We start from the raw sequence: 18,266 nt of genomic DNA, 5'->3' as shown, positions 1-18,266 counted from the left end.
GTGGAAAGATGGCCTGCTGCAATGCAGGTCACTGTTAATGCCATCTTAACAACGACCGCACCACTTTGGCGCATGCAGTTGGAACGTTTCAAACCAAAGGGGCGGGACTGGCTCTCCCAAATCTTCCATTGCCGAGCGGTGGAAACGGGCGGGGTCATCCGGCGACAGGTGGTCGATGTGGATCGCGAGGTTGGTATCTCTGCCTTCGTGACCGAGGTACAGCGCCGTGGCTTCCGGCTGATCCGCACGCAACATTACTTTGTCATTGTCTGCGATCCGGGGCCCATCGAGGTGATCATGTAAAGCAGCGATCAAATTTCTGGAAATTTGATCTGTCAGAAGGAATTTCCAGAAATTCCTTCGCGCCTACTTCCCCATCTTTGACAACTTTTCCTGCAAGGCTGCCAACTGGTCCTTGATCTCATTAAGATCATCACCCTGTTTCTCCGGCGATCCGGCACCAGGTATTATGCCCCCGGTCATCGCCTTGAAAAACGCTTCCTGCTGCGCGCGCATCGCCTCGAAACCCGGCATGGCCGCCATGGGATTGGCCTTGGTCATGTTCTCCATGGCCTTCGATTGCCCATCACGCAGCATCTCGAAACTGGCCTGCAGGAACTGCGGCACCACGGATGCGGCCTGGCTGGTATAGCTGCGCACCAGATCGGTCAGCACATCAACAGGCAACACATTTTCGCCCCGGCTTTCATGCTCTGCGATAATCTGCAACAGATACTGCCGTGTCAGATCATCACCGGATTTCAGATCGACAATCTGCACTTCGCGACCCTCACGGATGAACGCAGCGATATCTTCCAGTGTCACGTAATCGCTGGTCTCGGTATTATAGAGACGCCGGCTCGCGTATCGCTTGATCAGCAGCGGTTTATTTGCCTCGGCCATGATCGTCCCTCCCAAGACATATTGCAGTGCAGAGAAGCCTATGCCGCGTCTGCGCAAAAAGAAAGCGTTTCGTGATCAATCTGCGGTCATCGTCATGATGATTTCCGGGCTTTCATCAGTCAGCGGTCCACAATCCCAGTCGCCGAAGACTGAACGAACCACAAACCCTACATCCTGCGCCAGCCGCCTGATAGTATCCTCGTCGGCGAAACGGAGCACGCTATCCGACACCAAGCGATGGTTGGCAAACTGATAAATCGATTGAAAGGCGACAATGTCCTGATCGACCTCAACAAGGACGTGCCACTCTGTCACGTGATCGCCATCCGGCATCGCAAGGGTCCGGGTCGTCTTCTCTGGCACCCAGTTTTCCCAACCTCGTGCCGCAGGATTACGCGTTTCAAAAACAAGACGACCATCCTCGTTCAGCAGCCGTTTTGCGGCGACGAAGAAAGCGCTGATCTCCTCGTTTGTCAGCATGCATTGAAACGCATGCCCGGTCATGAAGATCAGATCAAATGGGGCCGCATCGTAATCCACCAACACCCCGCAAACCCATTGCACCTTGTCGCCACCCGACGCCTGCGCGGCGAAGTCCAACATTGGCTGCGCTGGATCCAAACCCGTGACATGATGCCCCTGTAGGGCCAGCGCCCGTGCGATCAGCCCCGTGCCGCACCCAACCTCAAGAATGCGTATCGGTGTTTTACCGGGCAGTCCGGCATAGAAATCGCGATCAACGCTCCAACCATTGAAGGTATCATAAAGCGCCACGAGATCAGGGTTTGTGTAATGCAGGTCAGTCATGGACGGATATTGCCATAACGCCATCAAAACAAAAGACGGCCCGCGATGCGGACCGTCTCTTGAAATCAAACCCTAGGGAGGCAAGGGCGATTTGAAGTCAGATTACTTTGCAGCAGCAGTTGCCTTCTTGGCAGCAGCAGTCACTTCGTTGGTGGCTTTCTTTGCGGCAGCAGTCATGTCCTCAGACATGTCCTTGCCAGCGGCCAGAACCAGTTCCATGGTCTGTGTCTGCACTTTTTTCGCGATTTCAGCGAAAGCAGACATGTGCTCGGCAGCGGATTCAGCCTGTGCAGAAGCGAAGTCAGTCATTGCTTTTGCGTAGTCAGCAGGCTCTGCCTTTGCTTTGGACATGGCTTCAACTTTGGCCAGTGTGTCCTGTGTCCACTTTGCGGACAGCTCAGCAGATTTGCCAGCAGCGTCGATTGCAACACCAGACATTTTCTCGGCGAGAGTTGTCTGGTTCTTGAACTGCTCTTCCATTGCCTTTGTGTCGACAGGGAATGCGCCCATCATGTCTTTGAAGATCGCGGTGAAGTCTTGTGTCTTAGCCATTTTCTCAGTCTCTTTCATGTCGGTGCGGAGCCCCCTCCGCGGTTATCTTGTGACACCAATATGCATGCTGCAGCGCAGCATTTCAAGTATTTTTTCTGCGCTGCAGCATTTTTTTCTGCAGCCGCAAATTTATTAAGCGGAAACGGCTAGTTAGTCACCACATAGGTGCCCGGCGCGGGTGCCAGAACCGGGTGATCGGCGTCGCCCGGCTCTCGTGCCGGTACTTTTTTACCTGACTTTTGTGACAGCCACGCGTCCCAGCGCGGCCACCAGGACCCTTCGTGTTTTTCGGCCGCATCATACCAGTCATCGACCGTCAGGCCCATTTCAGGGTTGGTATAGTGACCGTACTTCTTTTTGCTCGGCGGATTCACGATGCCCGCAATATGGCCAGACTCAGACAGGATAAACGTTTTGTCTTTCGCCCCCATCTTTTGAACACCTGTGTAACTGCTTTTCCACGCGGCGATGTGATCGGTCTCGCAGGCGATGGCGCAAAGCGGCACAGTCACATCCTTGATATGTACGGTCGTCCCGCAAACCTCGAACCCGTCGGTGGCGAATTTGTCGTCCTGACACAGGCCCCGCAGATATTCGATTGCCATGCAGGCGGGCAGGTTCGTGCCGTCCCCGTTCCAGTACAGCAAGTCAAAGGCAGGCGGTGCCTTGCCCATCATGTAGCTTTTGATCGCGGGCCCATAAATCAGATCGTTTGCCCGCAGATAGGAAAACGTGCGCGACATGAAGAATGAATCGAGGATGCCATTCTCGGTCACCTCAGCTTCAATCCCATCGACAAAATCATCCTGCAGGAAAACACCCACTTCACCCCGGTCCGAAAAATCCGTGAGCGTAGTAAAGAACGTGGCCGCGTTTACCGACGTATCCTTTCGTTGCTTCATCAGCGACAGCGTGAGGGACAGGGTGGTACCCGCGATGCAGTAGCCCACGGCATTCACCTTTTTGACGCCGCAGATCTTTTTGACCTCATCAATCGCAATCAGATAGCCGTCCTCGATGTAATCGCTCATCGATGTATCGCGATACCCCGCATCGGGGTTCACCCATGAGACGATGAATACAGTGTACCCCTGCTCTACCGCCCATTTGATCAGGCTGTTTTGCGGCTTCAGATCAAGAATATAGAACTTGTTGATCCAGGGCGGAAAGATGATCAGCGGAGTGGAGTAGACCTTTTCGGTCGTGGGCGCATACTGGATCAACTCAAACATATGGTTGCGGAACACAACCGACCCCGGTGTCGTGGCCAGATTTTCGCCCAGCTTGAACGCCTTCTTGTCAGCCAACGTGACCACCAGATCGCCGTCATTGGCCTCCAGATCGGCAACAAGGTTTTCCAGCCCGGCCACAAGGCTTTCACCATCAGTCTCAGCCGCCAGCGCCAGCGCCTCTGGATTGGTCGGCAGGAAATTGGTCGGGCTCATCATGTCGACCAGTTGCTGGCTGAAATAGCGCAGCCGCTTCTTTTCCTCAGAATCAAGGTCTTCGATATCCTCGACCGCCTGCTGCACTGCGGCGGCGTTCATCAGGTATTGTTGCTTGATGAAATTGAAATACGGGTTGGTGTCCCACAACTCGTGGGCAAATCGGCGATCCTTGGGGGTTTCATCCGTTGGCGGTTCCAGCTTGCCCTGCGCCAGCAGGTGCTGCGCCTCGACATAATGCTTGACCGACTTCCCCCAGAACTCAAGCTGATGTTCGATCAGCTTGGCCGGATTGTTCACCATTTCAGTCATATAGGCGGTCGCGGCCTTCACATAGAGGTCATGACTCGGCCCTTGCAGCGGCGGCGCAATCGGGCGCGCCTGACCCAATGCGGTCAACAAACGTTGGGTTAATTCTTCGACACGGGCAAGGTTGGCTTCCAGTTTTGCAACATTGTGTGCGGAAGTTACGTCATCCGCCAAATCGTTAGTTGTCATGTTAACCTTCCTATGCGTATGCTGCAGTCGCAGCATTCTGTCTGCGCGCCCCAGTTCGGAGACCCGTGTGATGAAGTATATGATGACCTACGACCTGATGGAAAGCGCGCGTAATACAAATCAGTGGTTGGGGGCAACCGCACGCGCTTTCGCTTCCTATCCTGCCATGTCCTGGGGGGCCAACCCCGCCATGGATTGGTTGAAAGCCTGGGGCGAGGTGACCGAACGCAGCTTTGCACGGATGGTGGTCAAGCCTGACTGGAACATCCCGGTCCAGACCAGCCATGACGGGACCGACATGGTCGTGACCACCGAAACAGTTGTTGAACGACCCTTTGGCGATCTTGTCCGCTTTCGTGTTGGCAGCCGACCTGACCGGACGCGTCGCGTTCTGTTGGTGGCCCCGATGTCCGGTCACTATGCGACACTCCTCCGCAAGACAGTCATCAGTCTGCTGCCTGATTGCGACGTCTACATCACAGACTGGCACAATGCGCGCGACATACCCGTAAGCGCAGGCAAGTTCGATATCGAGGACTACACACTCTACCTAGTCGATTTCATGCGCGAGCTTGGCTCTGACATCCATGTCATCGCCGTTTGCCAACCGGTTCCGCTGACCCTTGCCGCGACCGCATATCTGGCCGAGCAGGACCCCGACGCGCAGCCCAAATCGCTGACACTGATCGGCGGCCCCGTGGACCCAGAGGCGAACCATACCGAAGTGACCGATTTCGGCCGCACTGTCACCATGGGCCAGTTGGAAGAAACCATGATCCAGCGGGTCGGCTTCAAATACGCAGGCGTCGGGCGCATGGTCTATCCGGGCCTGTTGCAGCTGGCCTCGTTCATTTCCATGAACGCCGAAACCCACGCCAATTCCTTCCGGGATGAGATCATTCGCGTCGCCAAGGGCGAAGCGTCTGAACATGACCGGCACAACAATTTCTACGATGAATACCTCGCCGTTATGGACATGACGTCAGAATTCTATCTGTCCACGGTCGAACGGATCTTCAAAGGTCGCGAGATCGCGCGCAATGAATTCATCGTTGACGGGCACAAGGTCGACTTCAGCAAGATCACGACCGTCGCGGTCAAGATCGTCGAAGGGGAAGAAGATGACATCTCCGCCCCCGGTCAATGCCTCGCCGCACTTGGTTTGCTGACCGGGCTGCCGGACGACAAAAAGGCGGCACATCTCGAACCGGGCGCAGGTCACTACGGCATCTTCGCAGGCGGTAGCTGGCGGAACAACATCCGGCCACTGGTTCTGGAATTCATCGATGCAAATTCGGATGGCCCAAAGCGCAAATCAGCCAAGGTCGTCAAACTCAAATAAGGGCGGCACAACACCGCCCCTTATGGCCCTGATCAGGCCATGACCGATTGTTCGGCAAAGTTCAGGTTCATTGGCTGGTCAAGAACCTCTCTTGCATCCGACGTCACCGGCACGCTGTCATCGACCTCGCGCAGATCAAAGCCGCGCGACCAACACTGACCTTCGCCGCGCAGATAGAAACCGTAATGCAAGGTGTCCGCATCCTCCGGCACATCCAGCACGATATGCCGTTTCGTCCAGTCCTGCGTGCCCTGCAACACACCGTCCGACCGCCGTTTTTCCATGTTGTCAAAGCGGATGCTCCGCCCCACAGCGTCATCAATCCGCATCCAGATCGTCGTGGCCCCCGTCACATGGGCGCAGGACAGATCAACAGACAATTGCAACCGGTTACCGCGAAAACCGGCCGCATCCACCATCTGCACCAATGTCGCAAACCCTGTATGCGGCCCCCGATGGTCGAGCGATTGAATGGTGACCGGGGTGCCGGGCGTATCCGGATCCATGCCAATTCGGTAATCGGTGGCATTTGACCCGGCCACCTGCCACCCCATAGGCAATTGCAGCGGGCCAAAACCATCATCGGCAAAGGTTGCAGCGGCCGTATTCCAATCAGCATGTCCCAACTGATGGGCCACAATTTCCAGACATTGGCTATGGCTCAGCTTCAGCCCATGTGCTGCCACATCGTTGCGCAGGGCCTTCGCCATCGCCTTTGGGTCGCGTAAAGCGTTCATCTTGATCTCCTTGATCATCGGACAAACCATAAAACACCAGTGCGCGCATTGCTGACGGGCTTGTCCCGTTCAAAGCAGATCATGATGGATTATCAGGTCTTCACCAAACCCGGGGTGTGGGCGCGCGCGGCAGGCGACCTTGGCCTGCGATTTACGTAACGACATCCCCGTCTGCGGTCAAGGTCGCAACATCAGTGGCATCTTCATCCAACGGCGCAAGGCATCGGTGACGGCTTCAGGGGCTTCGGCGGTTGTCAGATAACCGCCCTGCTCGATCACCTCGAGATGACCATAGGGGATCATCTCGGCCATGAATTCCTGCCGCTTCAGTGGAAACTGACCATTGAAGCGACCGCACAGCACCACGGCGGGCTGCTTGATCTTGCGCAATGTGGCTTGCTGATCCTTGCGGCGTTGCAAGGCGCGGGCTTGCCGCACATAAACCTCGGCCCCCAACCCATGCCCCATTTCCTTCAGCAACTGGATCATCGCCGCCTTGTCGGTGTTCGGGGCCATCCAGGTCGAATTCATCTCATGCTGCAGAACATCATCCATCCGACCCGACCGGGCGGCAATGATCTGCGCCTCGCGGGCGGCAGCAATCTCGGGCGTGTCGGCCTGCGCGCTGGTGTCGATCAACGCGATCCGGGTCACCCGGTCAGAAGCGCGGCGGATCACCTCCATCGCGACCATGCCGCCCAGGCCTGCGCCCGCCAGTGCAAATTTCGATGGGGCCCAAGTCAGGATCTGGCTGGCAATCTCCTCCATCCGCTCGCCACGGGTGGCAGGCGCGATCATGACCGCATGTTCCTTGGACAATTCCCTGATCTGGTGGCTGAAAATCCGGGCGTCACACATCAGCGGCGGGATCATCACCAGCGTTTCACTCGGCATTCGCTGCCTGCCCGTGCATAATGCGCAATCCTCAGCCTTTGTTTTGCGGTCAGTTTGCCCGGCAGGCGGGACCACCGCAAGGGTGCGGCACTGCTAGAGCCCCTGTAACCAAGCAGATATCCGCCGGGCCAGCGGCTCTGTCTGGTTTGGGCTGAACACATCCCCCGCCATCACATGCCCGTCCGGATCATCGCCCGGACCAGGCGTGATGACATCCATGGTCACTGTCCCCGTCCAGCGTGCGGCGACCTTGCGGGTGTCACTGGGATGCACAACCGTGTCGGCGTCATTCAGGCAGAAAAATGCTGGGGTTGCGACCTTTGACAAATCGGCCTTGCGCACCGCGCGCACAGCCTGACCCATCGGATGCACGGCCTCGGTCGGGTAACTTGTGGTCCAATAAGCGGTGTGCCTGTCGTTAATCGGCTCAAACCGACGGGTCCGCCCGGCCACGTATTTGCCCCAGTGTTTGACCGCTGGCGCATCCAGCACCACCTGCGCAAGCCGGTTCCGCAAACCGAAATTGGGCGAGATATAGATCGCCGCCTTTGCCGGAACACCGTCCGCCAACGCCAATGTGGCCAGCGTGCAGCCCGTCGAACAGCCCATGAGCACGATCTCATCGCCGATGCTCTGCGCAATCTCTACCGCTTCGGCGACATCCGCACGCCAATCTTCATAGGTCGCCGTCGCCATCGCGGCACTATCCTGCCCGTGACCCGTCAAACGGGTGAAATGGATATTGGCGCCCAAATCCTTGGCCACCAGATCAGGCAGCGGGCGCAGTTCTTCCGGTGAGGCGGAAAACCCATGAATATAAAGCAGCGAAACAGGCGTTTTGACCCCCGGCTTGTCCACCCAGATCACACGTTTTTTGCACCCTTCGCGCAGGTTGGGCACGATGGCTTCCCGGTCAGCCAGCCAGGTTTCGATGTCTTCAATATCAACCATGGGACGCCACATGCCTGCTGACGGGCCGATAGATCGCGATCAACCCGATAATTGACACCATGAAGATGCCCGAGGGCACCAATGTCAACGCCGTCTTCAGCGCATCCAGCGCGCTTTGGGTCTGTTGCACAACACCGCTGTCGGATGACTGCCAGCCGGCCGCCGACAGGATCAGGCCCAGTACCAGCGGGGCAATGGCATTGGCCACCTTCTGACCAAAAAGCCAGACCGCGCTGAACGCACCCTCAATCGCTTCGCCGCTTTCGGCGCGGGTCACATCCATCAGGTCGGGATACATGGCCCACGGGATTTGCTGATAGGCACCGTTGGTAAAACCTGCACATAGAAACAGCAGGGCCATGGTGGTGACGCCTGTGGCGGGCAGGCTTGTCCAGATCAGAACCAACACCAGAATATACAACCCCATGCCCAGATTAAGCGCCCAAGTCTTGCCCAACCACGCACTCAACCGCACCCAAATGAACTGGCTGATGACAGAGCCCACAATGAACATCGCAAACAGCGTCGAAAAAACCCCCAAAGCGCCAGCAAGCCCTGACAACATGCTGCGCCCGTCATCCTGCATCAGATACAGGGCCGCCAGTTGCAATCCAGCCGCGATCAACGCCACCCCCAGCGTCAGAACACCGTAAAGCACCACCAATACAACAAATGCGCGATTGCGCATCACAAGCCGCACGATCTCCATGAAGCTGCCAGATGCAGCCGATGGGATACGCGGCGTGTTGCGGGTGGCCAGCAGCATCCCCCAGATTGTCAGCACCACCACCGGGGCGACCAGTAAGACGGCACGCAGATACCCTTCGCGCGTATCGCCCGCCATCGCGGGAACAAGCGCACCAGCCGTCAGCAAACCCAGTGAGGCAAAGGTCATGCGAAACGCCATCATCGTGGAACGTTCATGCGGCTCCTGGGTCATCTCACCGGCCATGGCACCATAGGGAATGGCCACAAACGTGAACCCGACCGTGGCGACACCAAAGAACGCCACCACCCAGATCGCATTGAACTGCCAACTCATCCCCATGGGCACCGCAAACATACCCACGATGCCAAGGGCCAGAACAATCGCGCCCACCGCAATCCATGGGGCGCGACGGCCCCAGCGGCTGTTGGTGCGGTCCGAAAGGTAGCCAACGAGCGGATCAGTCACCACGTCAAACGCCAGAACGGCAAAGGTCACAAACCCGGCAACCGATGGCGGCACGCCCAGAAAGGTGGTCAGATAGGTAAAGACCAGCAGTTGCTTGACCACAACAAAGACATTGACACCCATATCGGCCAGACCCCAGCCTGCCTTCTGCCCTACTGATAACGCCATACTCGTTCTCCTGCGGCTCGGCGCAGGTTAGGCAATCAGGGACCCATGGCGAAACAGCGACGTTGCGTAAGATGGGTTTCAACCCATCGCCCGGTCCAGAACCTCCGTGACAGAGGCGGCAATCAAGTCCAGACAGGTGTCGTCGGAAAACCTGTGATCGGCCCCATCCACCAGCGTCAGGCGCATATCGGGGCCCTCGGCATGGTCCATCAGGCGCAAGGCCACCGCCATATCCACATCCGCATCCGCCGTGCCCTGCAGGAACCGGACCGGAAACGGCAAAGGCAGCGGATCGCGCAGCACCAGCCGGTCGCGCCCCTCTTCGATCAGGCGCTTGGTGATAACGTAAGGCTCACCATATTCCGACGGCAGCGCGACCTGGCCTGCGCTGTCCAGCTCCGCCTTCTGGGCCTCCGAAAACCCCGCCCACATGCTGACCTCGGTGAAATCCGGGGCAGCCGCGATGGTGACCAGCCCTGCCACCCGGTCCGGCATGGCCCGCGCCACCAGCAGCGATATCCAACCGCCCATGGAAGACCCCACCAATACCACCGGCCCTTCAATCAGACCCAAGGCGGCACTAGCATCCTCGAACCAGTCACCAATGCTGCCATCAGTAAACGTCTCACTGCTTTCGCCATGGCCCGAATAATCGAACCGCAGAAACGCACGGCCCTGCGCGCGCGCCCAGTCCTCCAGATACACCGCCTTGGTGCCCTGCATGTCAGACTTGAACCCGCCAAGGAACACCACCGCCGGGCCATCACCCGCAGTCAGATGATAGGCAATCCGCCTGCCCTGCGGGGTCGTGAAAGTCTCAGCCATGCTGCACCTCGTCCAGTCCTGTCGCAATGATGGCGGCACCAAAACACATGGCCGCGAAAAGGCCAATCACCAGCGGCACGCTAAACGCCGCAATCGCGGCAAACCCGGCACCGGCCACCAGCAGAACCAACCCCACAATGGTATTCGACAGCGCGGTGTAACTGGCACGATCCTCAGGCCCCGCCATATCGACCAGATGGGTGGACCTCCCCTGCCGGACCCCGTGATAGGCGATCATCAGACCAAACAGCACGACAGGAATCACACCCGTGACCGTGGCAATCCCGGTCAGCGCCAGCACCACCATCGCGGCCAGAACCGCACCACCGGCAAGGCCCGCCAATTGCAGCACCCGGCGCGATGACCGGTCCGACAAGCGGCCCCAGACATAGGACGACAACAACGATGCAACTGCCGACGCCAGCACCAGTGCACCCAACTGGCCGAACGCCCCGTCAGGCTGCAGCATCACCAGATAAGGCGGGGCCAGTGCTGTGCCCACCAGCAATGACCGCACGATGATGAACCGGGCCAGTTGCGGGCGGTCGCGCAACAGCGAAAACTGTGCCAGCCCGTTGGCGGCGGCGTTCTCGTCCGACGGGGCCTCGTCCATGGTGGCAAACACCAGTGCCGCCAGCACCCATAAACCGGCGGCCAACAGGATCGCCCCTTCGACCAGCACGTAACGGTCGCCGATGCCCGACATCAGCACAATCGCAAACACGATGACACCCAGCGCCGCGGCAGAACTGGCAAAGCCGGTGGCGGTGCCCCGGCGGGATTTGCCCACGGTCTTGCCCAGAATATCCTTGTAGCTGGCCGAACAGACCGACCGGGCCAGCGCCAGCACCGCTAGCAGACCAACAATCACCGCCCCGGCCAGCCAGCCTTCCAGCGTCAGGGCAGCGATGGCGATACCGGCGGCACTGATCCCCTGCACAAACGCACCCCCCGCCCAGAACCATTTGCGGATGCGGGCGCGGGTGATGAACGGCGTGGTGAAAAGCTGCGGCAGCAACGCACCGGCCTCGCGGACCGGGACCAGCAAGCCGGTCCAGAACGCCCCGGCGCCCAGATGGGTCAACAACCAGCTCAACACCAGTTTGGGGTCAATCAGACCATCGGCAATCTTGCTGGCACTCAGCGACGCAACATGGCGCAGAAAACTGCCCGGCTCGGCCTCTTGCGCGGGGTGCGGCAGATCAGGGTCCGCACCCGTATCATCGGTCACGATGTCGAAGATCTGTTCGGTTGTGGTGGCGGCCATCTGTCGTCTCCTTCTGCGATCACTATCTAGGGCGGCCGACAGATTTTCACGTTACCATCTTGTCACGTGACTATATTGTCACCTATAAGTGATTCCATGGATGCCATTTTCAAAGCTCTCAACGATCCCGCCCGGCGCGACCTGCTCGACAGTTTGCGGCGCAAGGATGGTCAGTCACTCAGCGACCTGGAACAGGTTCTGGATATGTCACGCTTTGGGGTGATGAAGCATCTCAGGGTCCTGGAAGACGCGAACCTGATCGTCACCCGCAAGGTGGGACGGTTCAAGTACCACTACCTCAACGTCCTGCCCCTGCAAGAGGTGATGGACCGCTGGGCCGCGCCCTTTCTTCAGCGACAGGCGCGCGCGCTGACCGAACTGAAACTGAAACTGGAAAGAGACACCAAGATGGGAAAACCCGATTTCGTGATGCAGACATTCATCCGCTGCACCCAGGATGCGCTTTGGTCCGCCCTGACAGAGGCCGACCAGATGGCCGCCTACCATTTTGCCTGCAACAGCGTGCAGGGCAATCCGGCGGTTGATCAGGCGACCACATTCATCCTGCCCAATGGCGACGCGATGCTGCGGCAGGTGACAACGGCGCTTGACCCGAAATTCCGGATCGCCATGACGTTCGAACCGCTGTTCATGGGCCCCGACGCGCCGACCAGCCACATGGTCTATCTGATCGAACCGCAGGGCGACCAGTGCAAGCTGACCATCGAACACTACGACATGGCCCCCGGTCAGGAAGGGTTCGGCGAAGGCTGGGCGCGACTGGCGGCCTCACTCAAATCCTATCTGGAAACCGGAACCGGCCTGAAGGCCGCGATGCAACAAGGAGCATGACAATGGAAACCTTCCCAACCGAGCTGGGCATTTTGACCTGCCTTGCGATCCTCGCGGCATCGCTCTGGATTCCCTACATCGTCGGCGTGAATACAGCAGCCGAAGGATCATTGCCCGCAGATGCGCCTGATGGCTTCGTGCGGATATCCAACCCCGCCCTGCACCGCCCTTGGGTGCAGCGGGCGTACCGCGCCCATCTCAACCTGCTGGAACAGCTGGTGCCGTTCGCACTCTTGGTCTTCATCGTGGACAGGCTCGACGGGTTCGCAGCGCTGACCTACTGGACGGCGATTGCGTTTTTCTGGCTGCGCGTGGCGCACGCGGTCGGCTACATCACGGGCAAGGCGGCATTCCCTCTACGCCCGATCATCTTCACGGCCGGTTGGGTGTGCTGCCTCATCATGGCCTACGCCGCATTTACGGCGGGTCTGGCGTAAACAATGGGTTAAAGATGCACGCGTTGGGGTCCAACGTTTTGCCGACGCAAATCCGACGCAACGCCGACCGCCATTTCAGGCCAATTCAGCCACCGACATAGACGCTGGTTTTGGGCCGGTAAAAGATCTTCTGATCATGCAGCCGGCCCAGCAACTCCTCGCCCTCGCGCTGGTCCTGTTCGATCACCTTGATCGATTCCAGATGGGCCGGGTTCTCTTCCGACAAGGCCCGGCGCATCTTGCACAATTCACGGCCACGGGCGCGCAAAGCCTCCTCGATCAGATCAACATCTGCGATGCTCAATTCGAACTGGCGGTTGTAGCGTGGCATGTCATATCCCCAAGATGTGGGTTTCCCATCGGAAACATGCGTCGTATTTAACGCGCCAAACGTCGCAGTCAACGTATATCTGGGTATACCGCCGCGCAGGTGTTACTGCTTTGCGTAGAAGCCTCCGATCAAGGCAATTCCGGCAGCGCCATCAGGCGTCGCAGACCCACTCATGATGCCCGACACATAAGTCGCCGCATCGCCAGAGAAATTGCCAACCACAACCGCCGCGATATCCATCTCGCCCGCCTGAAAATCAACCGTGCCACTCGCATCCCCGGTGATCAATCCGGCCAGCGTCGTCTCATAAACCACGTTCTCAAAACTCAGTGTGCCAGCGGTCGCATCACCCTCAAGATCATAAAAATTGGATGCTTCGCCGGTCAGTTGCTTGTCGACGAAATTCGCGGTGATCTCCATCTGGCCGATCACCCCGTCCTCGCTTCCATCCTGCAATCCAAGAAGCAATGTACCGTTGTAGGTCGCGCCGCCCATGGTTGGAATTTCAGCCAGCGGCGTTGGTCCGGCAGCCGTGATTTCGTCGATCAGCGTCTGATTGAGAGTGCCTAACTCCGCAAAGCCGACGCCCGTTCCGGTATCAACCGGATTGTCATCATTACCACTACCCATGCACGCGCTTAATGTTCCCGCAAACAAAATGGGGAAAAGTCTGATAGAGGTCATTCTGTTTCTCTTTTTGGCTAAATCGCCGTCTGCCATGCAGCCGCGATCGCCCCCACGGCATGACCCTGACATGGCAGTGTATACATTGTAAGTGCATGCTTGACAGTATCGTGCCGACAGGCGAAACCTCGCCACCAGACATAACCCGCAACCGGGCGTTCCGTGGGCGCCAAACTGACGAGGAGCTTAAGGCCGATGGCCCAGATTTCCCTGACTTTTCCTGATGGTAACAGCCGATCCTACGAGGCCGGAGTCACTCCCGCTGATGTTTCCGCTGACATTTCATCCAGCCTGCGCAAAAAAGCGATTTCGGCCACAGTGAACGACCAGCACTGGGATCTGCAATGGCCCATCGAAGCGGATTCTGCCATTGCAATCAACACGATGAAGGACGAAGCGCCAGCACTCGAACTGGTTCGTCACGATCTGGCGCATATCATGGCACGCGCCGTGCAGGAAATTTGGCCTGAAACGCAGGTTACAATCGGCCCCGTGATCGAAAACGGCTGGTACTACGATTTCGACCGCGAGGAACCGTTCGTCCCAGAGGACCTCGCCCTGATCGAAAAAAAGATGAAGGAAATCATCAACAAACGGGACGACGTGCGCACGGAAATCTGGGATCGCAAGAAGGCGATCCAGTATTACAACGACCGGGGCGAGCCCTATAAGGTCGAACTGATCGAAGCCATCCCGGGCGACGAACCGCTGCGCATGTACTGGCACGGCGAATGGCAGGACCTATGCCGCGGTCCTCACCTCCAACACACGGGTCAAGTCCCCGCCGACGCGTTCAAGCTGATGTCCATCGCCGGTGCCTATTGGCGCGGCGACTCGGGCCGCCCCATGCTGCAACGCATCTATGGTGCTGCCTTCCGCAACAAGGAAGACCTCAAGGCATATATGCACCGGCTGGAGGAAGCGGCCAAGCGCGATCACCGCAAACTGGGCCGCGAGATGGACCTGTTCCACATGCAAGAAGAGGCGCCGGGCCAGATTTTCTGGCATCCGAATGGCTGGACGATCTACACCGAATTGCAGGACTTCATCCGGCGTAAACAGCGGGCGGGTGGCTATGTTGAGGTCAACACACCGCAGGTTGTCGACCGTGTGCTATGGGAAAAATCCGGCCACTGGGAAAAATTCCAGGAGTCCATGTTCATTGTGGAAGTGGATGAAAGCCGCACCGAAGAGGGCGACAATGCCCAGAACTTTGATGAACGGGTCAATGACCCGAAACACACACGGGTCAATGCGCTCAAGCCCATGAACTGCCCGTGCCATGTGCAGATTTTCAATCAGGGGCTAAAATCCTATCGCGATCTGCCATTGCGCATGGCCGAATTCGGATCCTGTGCGCGCTATGAACCGTCAGGCGCGCTGCACGGGATCATGCGGGTGCGCGGATTTACCCAGGATGACGGTCATATCTTCTGCCGCGAGGACCAGATCGAAAGCGAAACAGCGATCTACATCGACTTCCTGTCGTCAATTTATCACGACCTGGGCTTTGACAGCTTCAAGGTGAAATTCTCGGACCGCCCGGAAAAGCGCGCCGGGACTGATGAGACATGGGACAAGGCCGAGGCAGCATTGCTGTCGGCGACACGCGCTGCGGGGATTGAGCCAGAACTGAACCCCGGCGAAGGCGCGTTTTATGGCCCCAAGCTGGAATTCGTGCTGACAGACGCGATTGGGCGGGATTGGCAATGCGGCACGCATCAGGTGGACTTCGTTCTGCCCGAGCGGCTGAATGCGGACTATATTGGCGAAGACGGCAACAAACATCGGCCCGTCATGTTGCACCGCGCGACGCTGGGATCATTTGAGCGGTTCATCGGCATCCTGATTGAAGAACACGCAGGCAAACTGCCGTTCTGGCTGGCACCGCGTCAGGTCGTCGTCGCGACCATCGTGTCCGACGCGGACGATTACGCGCAAGAAGTCGTCACGGCCTTGAAAGCAGCCGGTGTCCGGGCCGAGGCGGATATCCGCAATGAAAAGATCAACTATAAGGTCCGCGAACATTCCGTCGGCAAAGTGCCGGTCATTCTGGCGCTTGGCGCGCGCGAAGTGGAAGACAAGACGGTCACCGTACGCCGTCTGGGTGAAAACAAGACAAGTGTAACATCACTTGATGAAATTGTTGCAGAACTGGGTAAAGCGGCAACGCCACCTGATCTGCTGTAACAATTCGAAACAGGTTATTGAAACAAACCCGCCGGTTTCAAACCCGGCGGGCCCTTTGTTTTTATGACCATCGGTGGGCGGCCGCCCGCCGCATCGCCTGTGCCCCTCACACGACCTCACGGAACCGCGATGCACGGGGCTGTGAATAGAAAACCGATCTGGCATAAGGTTACTGTCTGGTCAGCACCGGTATGCGGTGACTGCATAACGAAATTCAACCGAAGGAAACCTCGATGTCCAAAGCTTCAAAATCTCTCGTTCTGGCAAGCGCCGTTGCTACAGCGCTGACCGGTCTGGCCACCACATCTGCTGCAGCAGGTGATGTAAAATGCTACGGCGTGTCGCTGGCTGGCGAAAATGATTGTGCTGCGGGCCCCGGCACCACATGTGCAGGCACATCGACCATCGACTATCAGGGCAACGCCTGGACGCTTGTTCCAGAAGGCACCTGCGAAACAATGGATCTGCCCGCCATGGCAGACGGCACACCACGCGAGGGCTCGCTGGAAGAGCTTGATCGCGATCTGCCTGCATAAATCGATCATGATAGGGTAAGGTGGGCACGAACTCACCTTACCCTCTGACCAAACGGGGCCAGACGATGCTTGATTCCGCGCGCCATTCATCCCTCCCGCCCCGTCCCGGCGTTGGCTATAAACCCCAGCATTACAGCGACGTCATGGCTGATCCGGGCCCTGTCGGCTGGCTTGAAATCCATGCCGAGAATTACATGGGCGACGGCGGCCGCCCGATTGCGCAACTGCGTCACCTTGCTGAACGTTTCCCCATTTCGGTCCACGGTGTCGGCCTGTCCATCGGGGGCGAGGGCGATCTGGACCCCGACCATCTGGCCCGGCTCAAGCACCTGGTGGGCTGGCTGAACCCTGCCAGCTTTTCCGAACATCTGGCCTGGTCGACCCACGACGCCCATTTCTTCAACGACCTGCTGCCCTTGCCATACAATGCTGCAACCCTCGACCGGGTCGCGTCCCATATCGATCAGGTGCAGGACGTGCTGGGTCGGCAAATGTTGCTGGAAAACCCGTCCAGCTACCTCGCCTTTGCCGACTCAACCATGTCAGAGACTGATTTCCTGCGCGCGCTTGTCACGCGCACGGGCTGTGGCCTGCTTTTGGATGTCAACAATGTCTTTGTCAGCGCAACCAACCTGAAAACGTCACCGAAAACCTATATCGATGACTTCCCGCTGGAAGCCGTTGGCGAAATCCACCTTGGTGGACATGATGAAGACGAAGACGAAACCGGCGCGCCGCTCCTGATCGACAGCCATGGCAAGGCGGTGGTTGATCCTGTCTGGGCGCTGCTGGATTACACACTTGCCAAGTCCGGCCCCAAACCGCTGTTGATCGAATGGGACAATGACGTACCGGCCTGGCCCGTTCTGGCAGATGAAACCCGCCGCGCCGGGCGCGCGCTCTCATTGGTGACAGCATGACTGTCACGCAAGCCAATTTCACGGCTGCGATGTTGGACCCCAGCGCTGCCGTTCCCAAGGGGCTGCAAACGCCAAGCGGGGATATCGCCAGCAAACGCTTCAACGTCTACCGCAACAACGTCGCCGTCAGCCTGTCAGACGCGCTGGAAACGGCTTTCCCGGTAATTCGTAGACTTGTCGGTGACACGTTTTTCCGCGCGATGGCGGGCGTTTATCTGCGCCAGCATCCGCCAACATCGCCGCTGATGATGTTCTATGGTGAGGATATGCCAGCATTCCTTGCCGGGTTTGAACCGGCCAGATCGTTGCCCTATCTACCCGACATCGCCCGTATCGAATTGGGCCTGCGCCGCGCCTATCACGCAGCGGACGCCACCCCGGTGGATGGGCAGGTACTTGGCACACTTGACCCCGACACACTGATGAAGACGCGATTGCGCATTGCCCCTGCGGTGCAAACAATCGCATCGGACTTTCCAATACACAGCATCTACCGCGCCAATACCGCTCCCGATGCGCCCAAACCCGTGATGCAGGCGGAGGCGGTGTTGATCACCCGTGTTGGGTTTGACCCCGATATTCACCTGATCAACAACGCTGCCGCCACTTGTGTCACCGCACTCGCCGACGGGCAGTCACTGGGCGAGGCAATCGACACCGCTGGCGAAACGCTCGACCTGGCGGGCGTCCTGAACCTGCTGCTGTCCCAAGGCGCTGTAACCGGAATTTACTGAAAGGCCCCTCCCCCATGAA

General features: G+C 58.3%; 20 protein-coding genes. 8 read left to right on the top strand and 12 right to left on the bottom strand.

The window, feature by feature from the left end:
* Window positions 1-72: 72 nt before the first annotated feature.
* Window positions 73-303, top strand: coding sequence for an N-(5'-phosphoribosyl)anthranilate isomerase (locus tag ACFWW2_RS06260; RefSeq protein ID WP_393926985.1), 231 nt, complete (start codon window positions 73-75; stop codon window positions 301-303).
* A 63-nt stretch (window positions 304-366) separates the two neighbouring features.
* Here ACFWW2_RS06260 and phaR read toward each other — a convergent pair whose 3' ends face one another.
* From phaR to ACFWW2_RS06240, 4 genes are all read right to left on the bottom strand, one after another.
* On the bottom strand, window positions 367-903 hold the full coding sequence (phaR, locus tag ACFWW2_RS06255) for a polyhydroxyalkanoate synthesis repressor PhaR (RefSeq protein WP_393926984.1): 537 nt from the start codon (window positions 901-903) through the stop codon (window positions 367-369).
* A gap of 75 nt (window positions 904-978) precedes the next feature.
* On the bottom strand, window positions 979-1,710 hold the full coding sequence (locus ACFWW2_RS06250; RefSeq protein WP_393926983.1) for a class I SAM-dependent methyltransferase: 732 nt from the start codon (window positions 1,708-1,710) through the stop codon (window positions 979-981).
* A 102-nt stretch (window positions 1,711-1,812) separates the two neighbouring features.
* Complete coding sequence (locus tag ACFWW2_RS06245) at window positions 1,813-2,262, bottom strand: phasin family protein (protein WP_393927004.1); 450 nt, start codon at window positions 2,260-2,262, stop codon at window positions 1,813-1,815.
* Window positions 2,263-2,408: 146 nt separating this feature from the next.
* Entirely contained in the window at window positions 2,409-4,205 is a 1,797-nt protein-coding gene (locus tag ACFWW2_RS06240; protein WP_393926982.1) for a PHA/PHB synthase family protein, read from the bottom strand.
* 70 nt (window positions 4,206-4,275) lie between these two features.
* Between ACFWW2_RS06240 and phaZ the strand changes: the two genes are divergently transcribed.
* Window positions 4,276-5,547, top strand: a complete 1,272-nt coding sequence (gene phaZ / locus ACFWW2_RS06235) for a polyhydroxyalkanoate depolymerase (protein WP_393926981.1) — start codon at window positions 4,276-4,278, stop codon at window positions 5,545-5,547.
* A 32-nt stretch (window positions 5,548-5,579) separates the two neighbouring features.
* On the opposite strand, the gene ACFWW2_RS06230 is transcribed toward phaZ, so the two are convergent.
* The 6 genes from ACFWW2_RS06230 to ACFWW2_RS06205 form a co-directional block, all read right to left on the bottom strand.
* On the bottom strand, window positions 5,580-6,284 hold the full coding sequence (locus tag ACFWW2_RS06230; protein WP_393926980.1) for a glyoxalase superfamily protein: 705 nt from the start codon (window positions 6,282-6,284) through the stop codon (window positions 5,580-5,582).
* Window positions 6,285-6,461: 177 nt separating this feature from the next.
* A complete protein-coding gene (locus ACFWW2_RS06225; RefSeq protein WP_393926979.1) occupies window positions 6,462-7,178 on the bottom strand; it encodes an alpha/beta fold hydrolase in 717 nt (238 codons plus the stop codon).
* Window positions 7,179-7,271: 93 nt separating this feature from the next.
* Window positions 7,272-8,129: an alpha/beta hydrolase gene (locus ACFWW2_RS06220; RefSeq protein ID WP_393926978.1), complete on the bottom strand. Its 858-nt coding sequence runs from the start codon at window positions 8,127-8,129 to the stop codon at window positions 7,272-7,274.
* Entirely contained in the window at window positions 8,122-9,471 is a 1,350-nt protein-coding gene (locus tag ACFWW2_RS06215; RefSeq protein WP_393926977.1) for an MFS transporter, read from the bottom strand. Before ACFWW2_RS06215 ends, ACFWW2_RS06220 begins: the two co-directional genes overlap by 8 nt.
* A 78-nt stretch (window positions 9,472-9,549) precedes the next feature.
* A complete protein-coding gene (locus tag ACFWW2_RS06210; RefSeq protein ID WP_393926976.1) occupies window positions 9,550-10,296 on the bottom strand; it encodes an alpha/beta fold hydrolase in 747 nt (248 codons plus the stop codon).
* Window positions 10,289-11,563: an MFS transporter gene (locus ACFWW2_RS06205; protein ID WP_393926975.1), complete on the bottom strand. Its 1,275-nt coding sequence runs from the start codon at window positions 11,561-11,563 to the stop codon at window positions 10,289-10,291. Before ACFWW2_RS06205 ends, ACFWW2_RS06210 begins: the two co-directional genes overlap by 8 nt.
* A gap of 96 nt (window positions 11,564-11,659) precedes the next feature.
* On the opposite strand from ACFWW2_RS06205, the gene ACFWW2_RS06200 reads away from it, so the two are divergent.
* Together ACFWW2_RS06200 and ACFWW2_RS06195 are read left to right on the top strand one after the other, a co-directional pair.
* Window positions 11,660-12,415: an ArsR/SmtB family transcription factor gene (locus ACFWW2_RS06200; protein ID WP_393926974.1), complete on the top strand. Its 756-nt coding sequence runs from the start codon at window positions 11,660-11,662 to the stop codon at window positions 12,413-12,415.
* 2 nt (window positions 12,416-12,417) lie between these two features.
* Window positions 12,418-12,852 carry an MAPEG family protein gene (locus ACFWW2_RS06195; protein WP_393926973.1) on the top strand — a complete coding sequence of 145 codons (435 nt, stop codon included), beginning with the start codon at window positions 12,418-12,420 and terminating at the stop codon, window positions 12,850-12,852.
* Window positions 12,853-12,937: 85 nt separating this feature from the next.
* On the opposite strand, the gene ACFWW2_RS06190 is transcribed toward ACFWW2_RS06195, so the two are convergent.
* Window positions 12,938-13,183 carry a hypothetical protein gene (locus ACFWW2_RS06190; RefSeq protein WP_393926972.1) on the bottom strand — a complete coding sequence of 82 codons (246 nt, stop codon included), beginning with the start codon at window positions 13,181-13,183 and terminating at the stop codon, window positions 12,938-12,940.
* Between the two features lie 102 nt (window positions 13,184-13,285).
* Entirely contained in the window at window positions 13,286-13,813 is a 528-nt protein-coding gene (locus ACFWW2_RS06185; RefSeq protein WP_393926971.1) for a hypothetical protein, read from the bottom strand.
* 249 nt (window positions 13,814-14,062) lie between these two features.
* Between ACFWW2_RS06185 and thrS the strand changes: the two genes are divergently transcribed.
* The 4 genes from thrS (at window position 14,063) to ACFWW2_RS06165 (ending at window position 18,247) form a co-directional block, all read left to right on the top strand.
* Complete coding sequence (thrS, locus tag ACFWW2_RS06180; RefSeq protein ID WP_393926970.1) at window positions 14,063-16,057, top strand: threonine--tRNA ligase; 1,995 nt, start codon at window positions 14,063-14,065, stop codon at window positions 16,055-16,057.
* A gap of 233 nt (window positions 16,058-16,290) precedes the next feature.
* A complete protein-coding gene (locus tag ACFWW2_RS06175; RefSeq protein WP_393926969.1) occupies window positions 16,291-16,593 on the top strand; it encodes a DUF2282 domain-containing protein in 303 nt (100 codons plus the stop codon).
* 65 nt (window positions 16,594-16,658) lie between these two features.
* The gene (locus tag ACFWW2_RS06170) at window positions 16,659-17,513 is read left to right on the top strand and encodes a DUF692 family multinuclear iron-containing protein (RefSeq protein ID WP_393926968.1); all 855 of its coding nucleotides are present in this window, start codon (window positions 16,659-16,661) and stop codon (window positions 17,511-17,513) included.
* Window positions 17,510-18,247: a DUF2063 domain-containing protein gene (locus tag ACFWW2_RS06165; protein WP_393926967.1), complete on the top strand. Its 738-nt coding sequence runs from the start codon at window positions 17,510-17,512 to the stop codon at window positions 18,245-18,247. The genes ACFWW2_RS06170 and ACFWW2_RS06165 overlap by 4 nt, the downstream gene beginning before the upstream one ends.
* Window positions 18,248-18,266: the final 19 nt, after the last annotated feature.

Source organism: Yoonia sp. R2-816, assembly GCF_046762905.1.
Taxonomy (GTDB): Bacteria; Pseudomonadota; Alphaproteobacteria; order Rhodobacterales; family Rhodobacteraceae; genus Yoonia.
The sequence above is the reverse complement of the archived record's forward strand: the minus strand, read 5'-3'. Positions and strand labels throughout refer to the sequence as shown.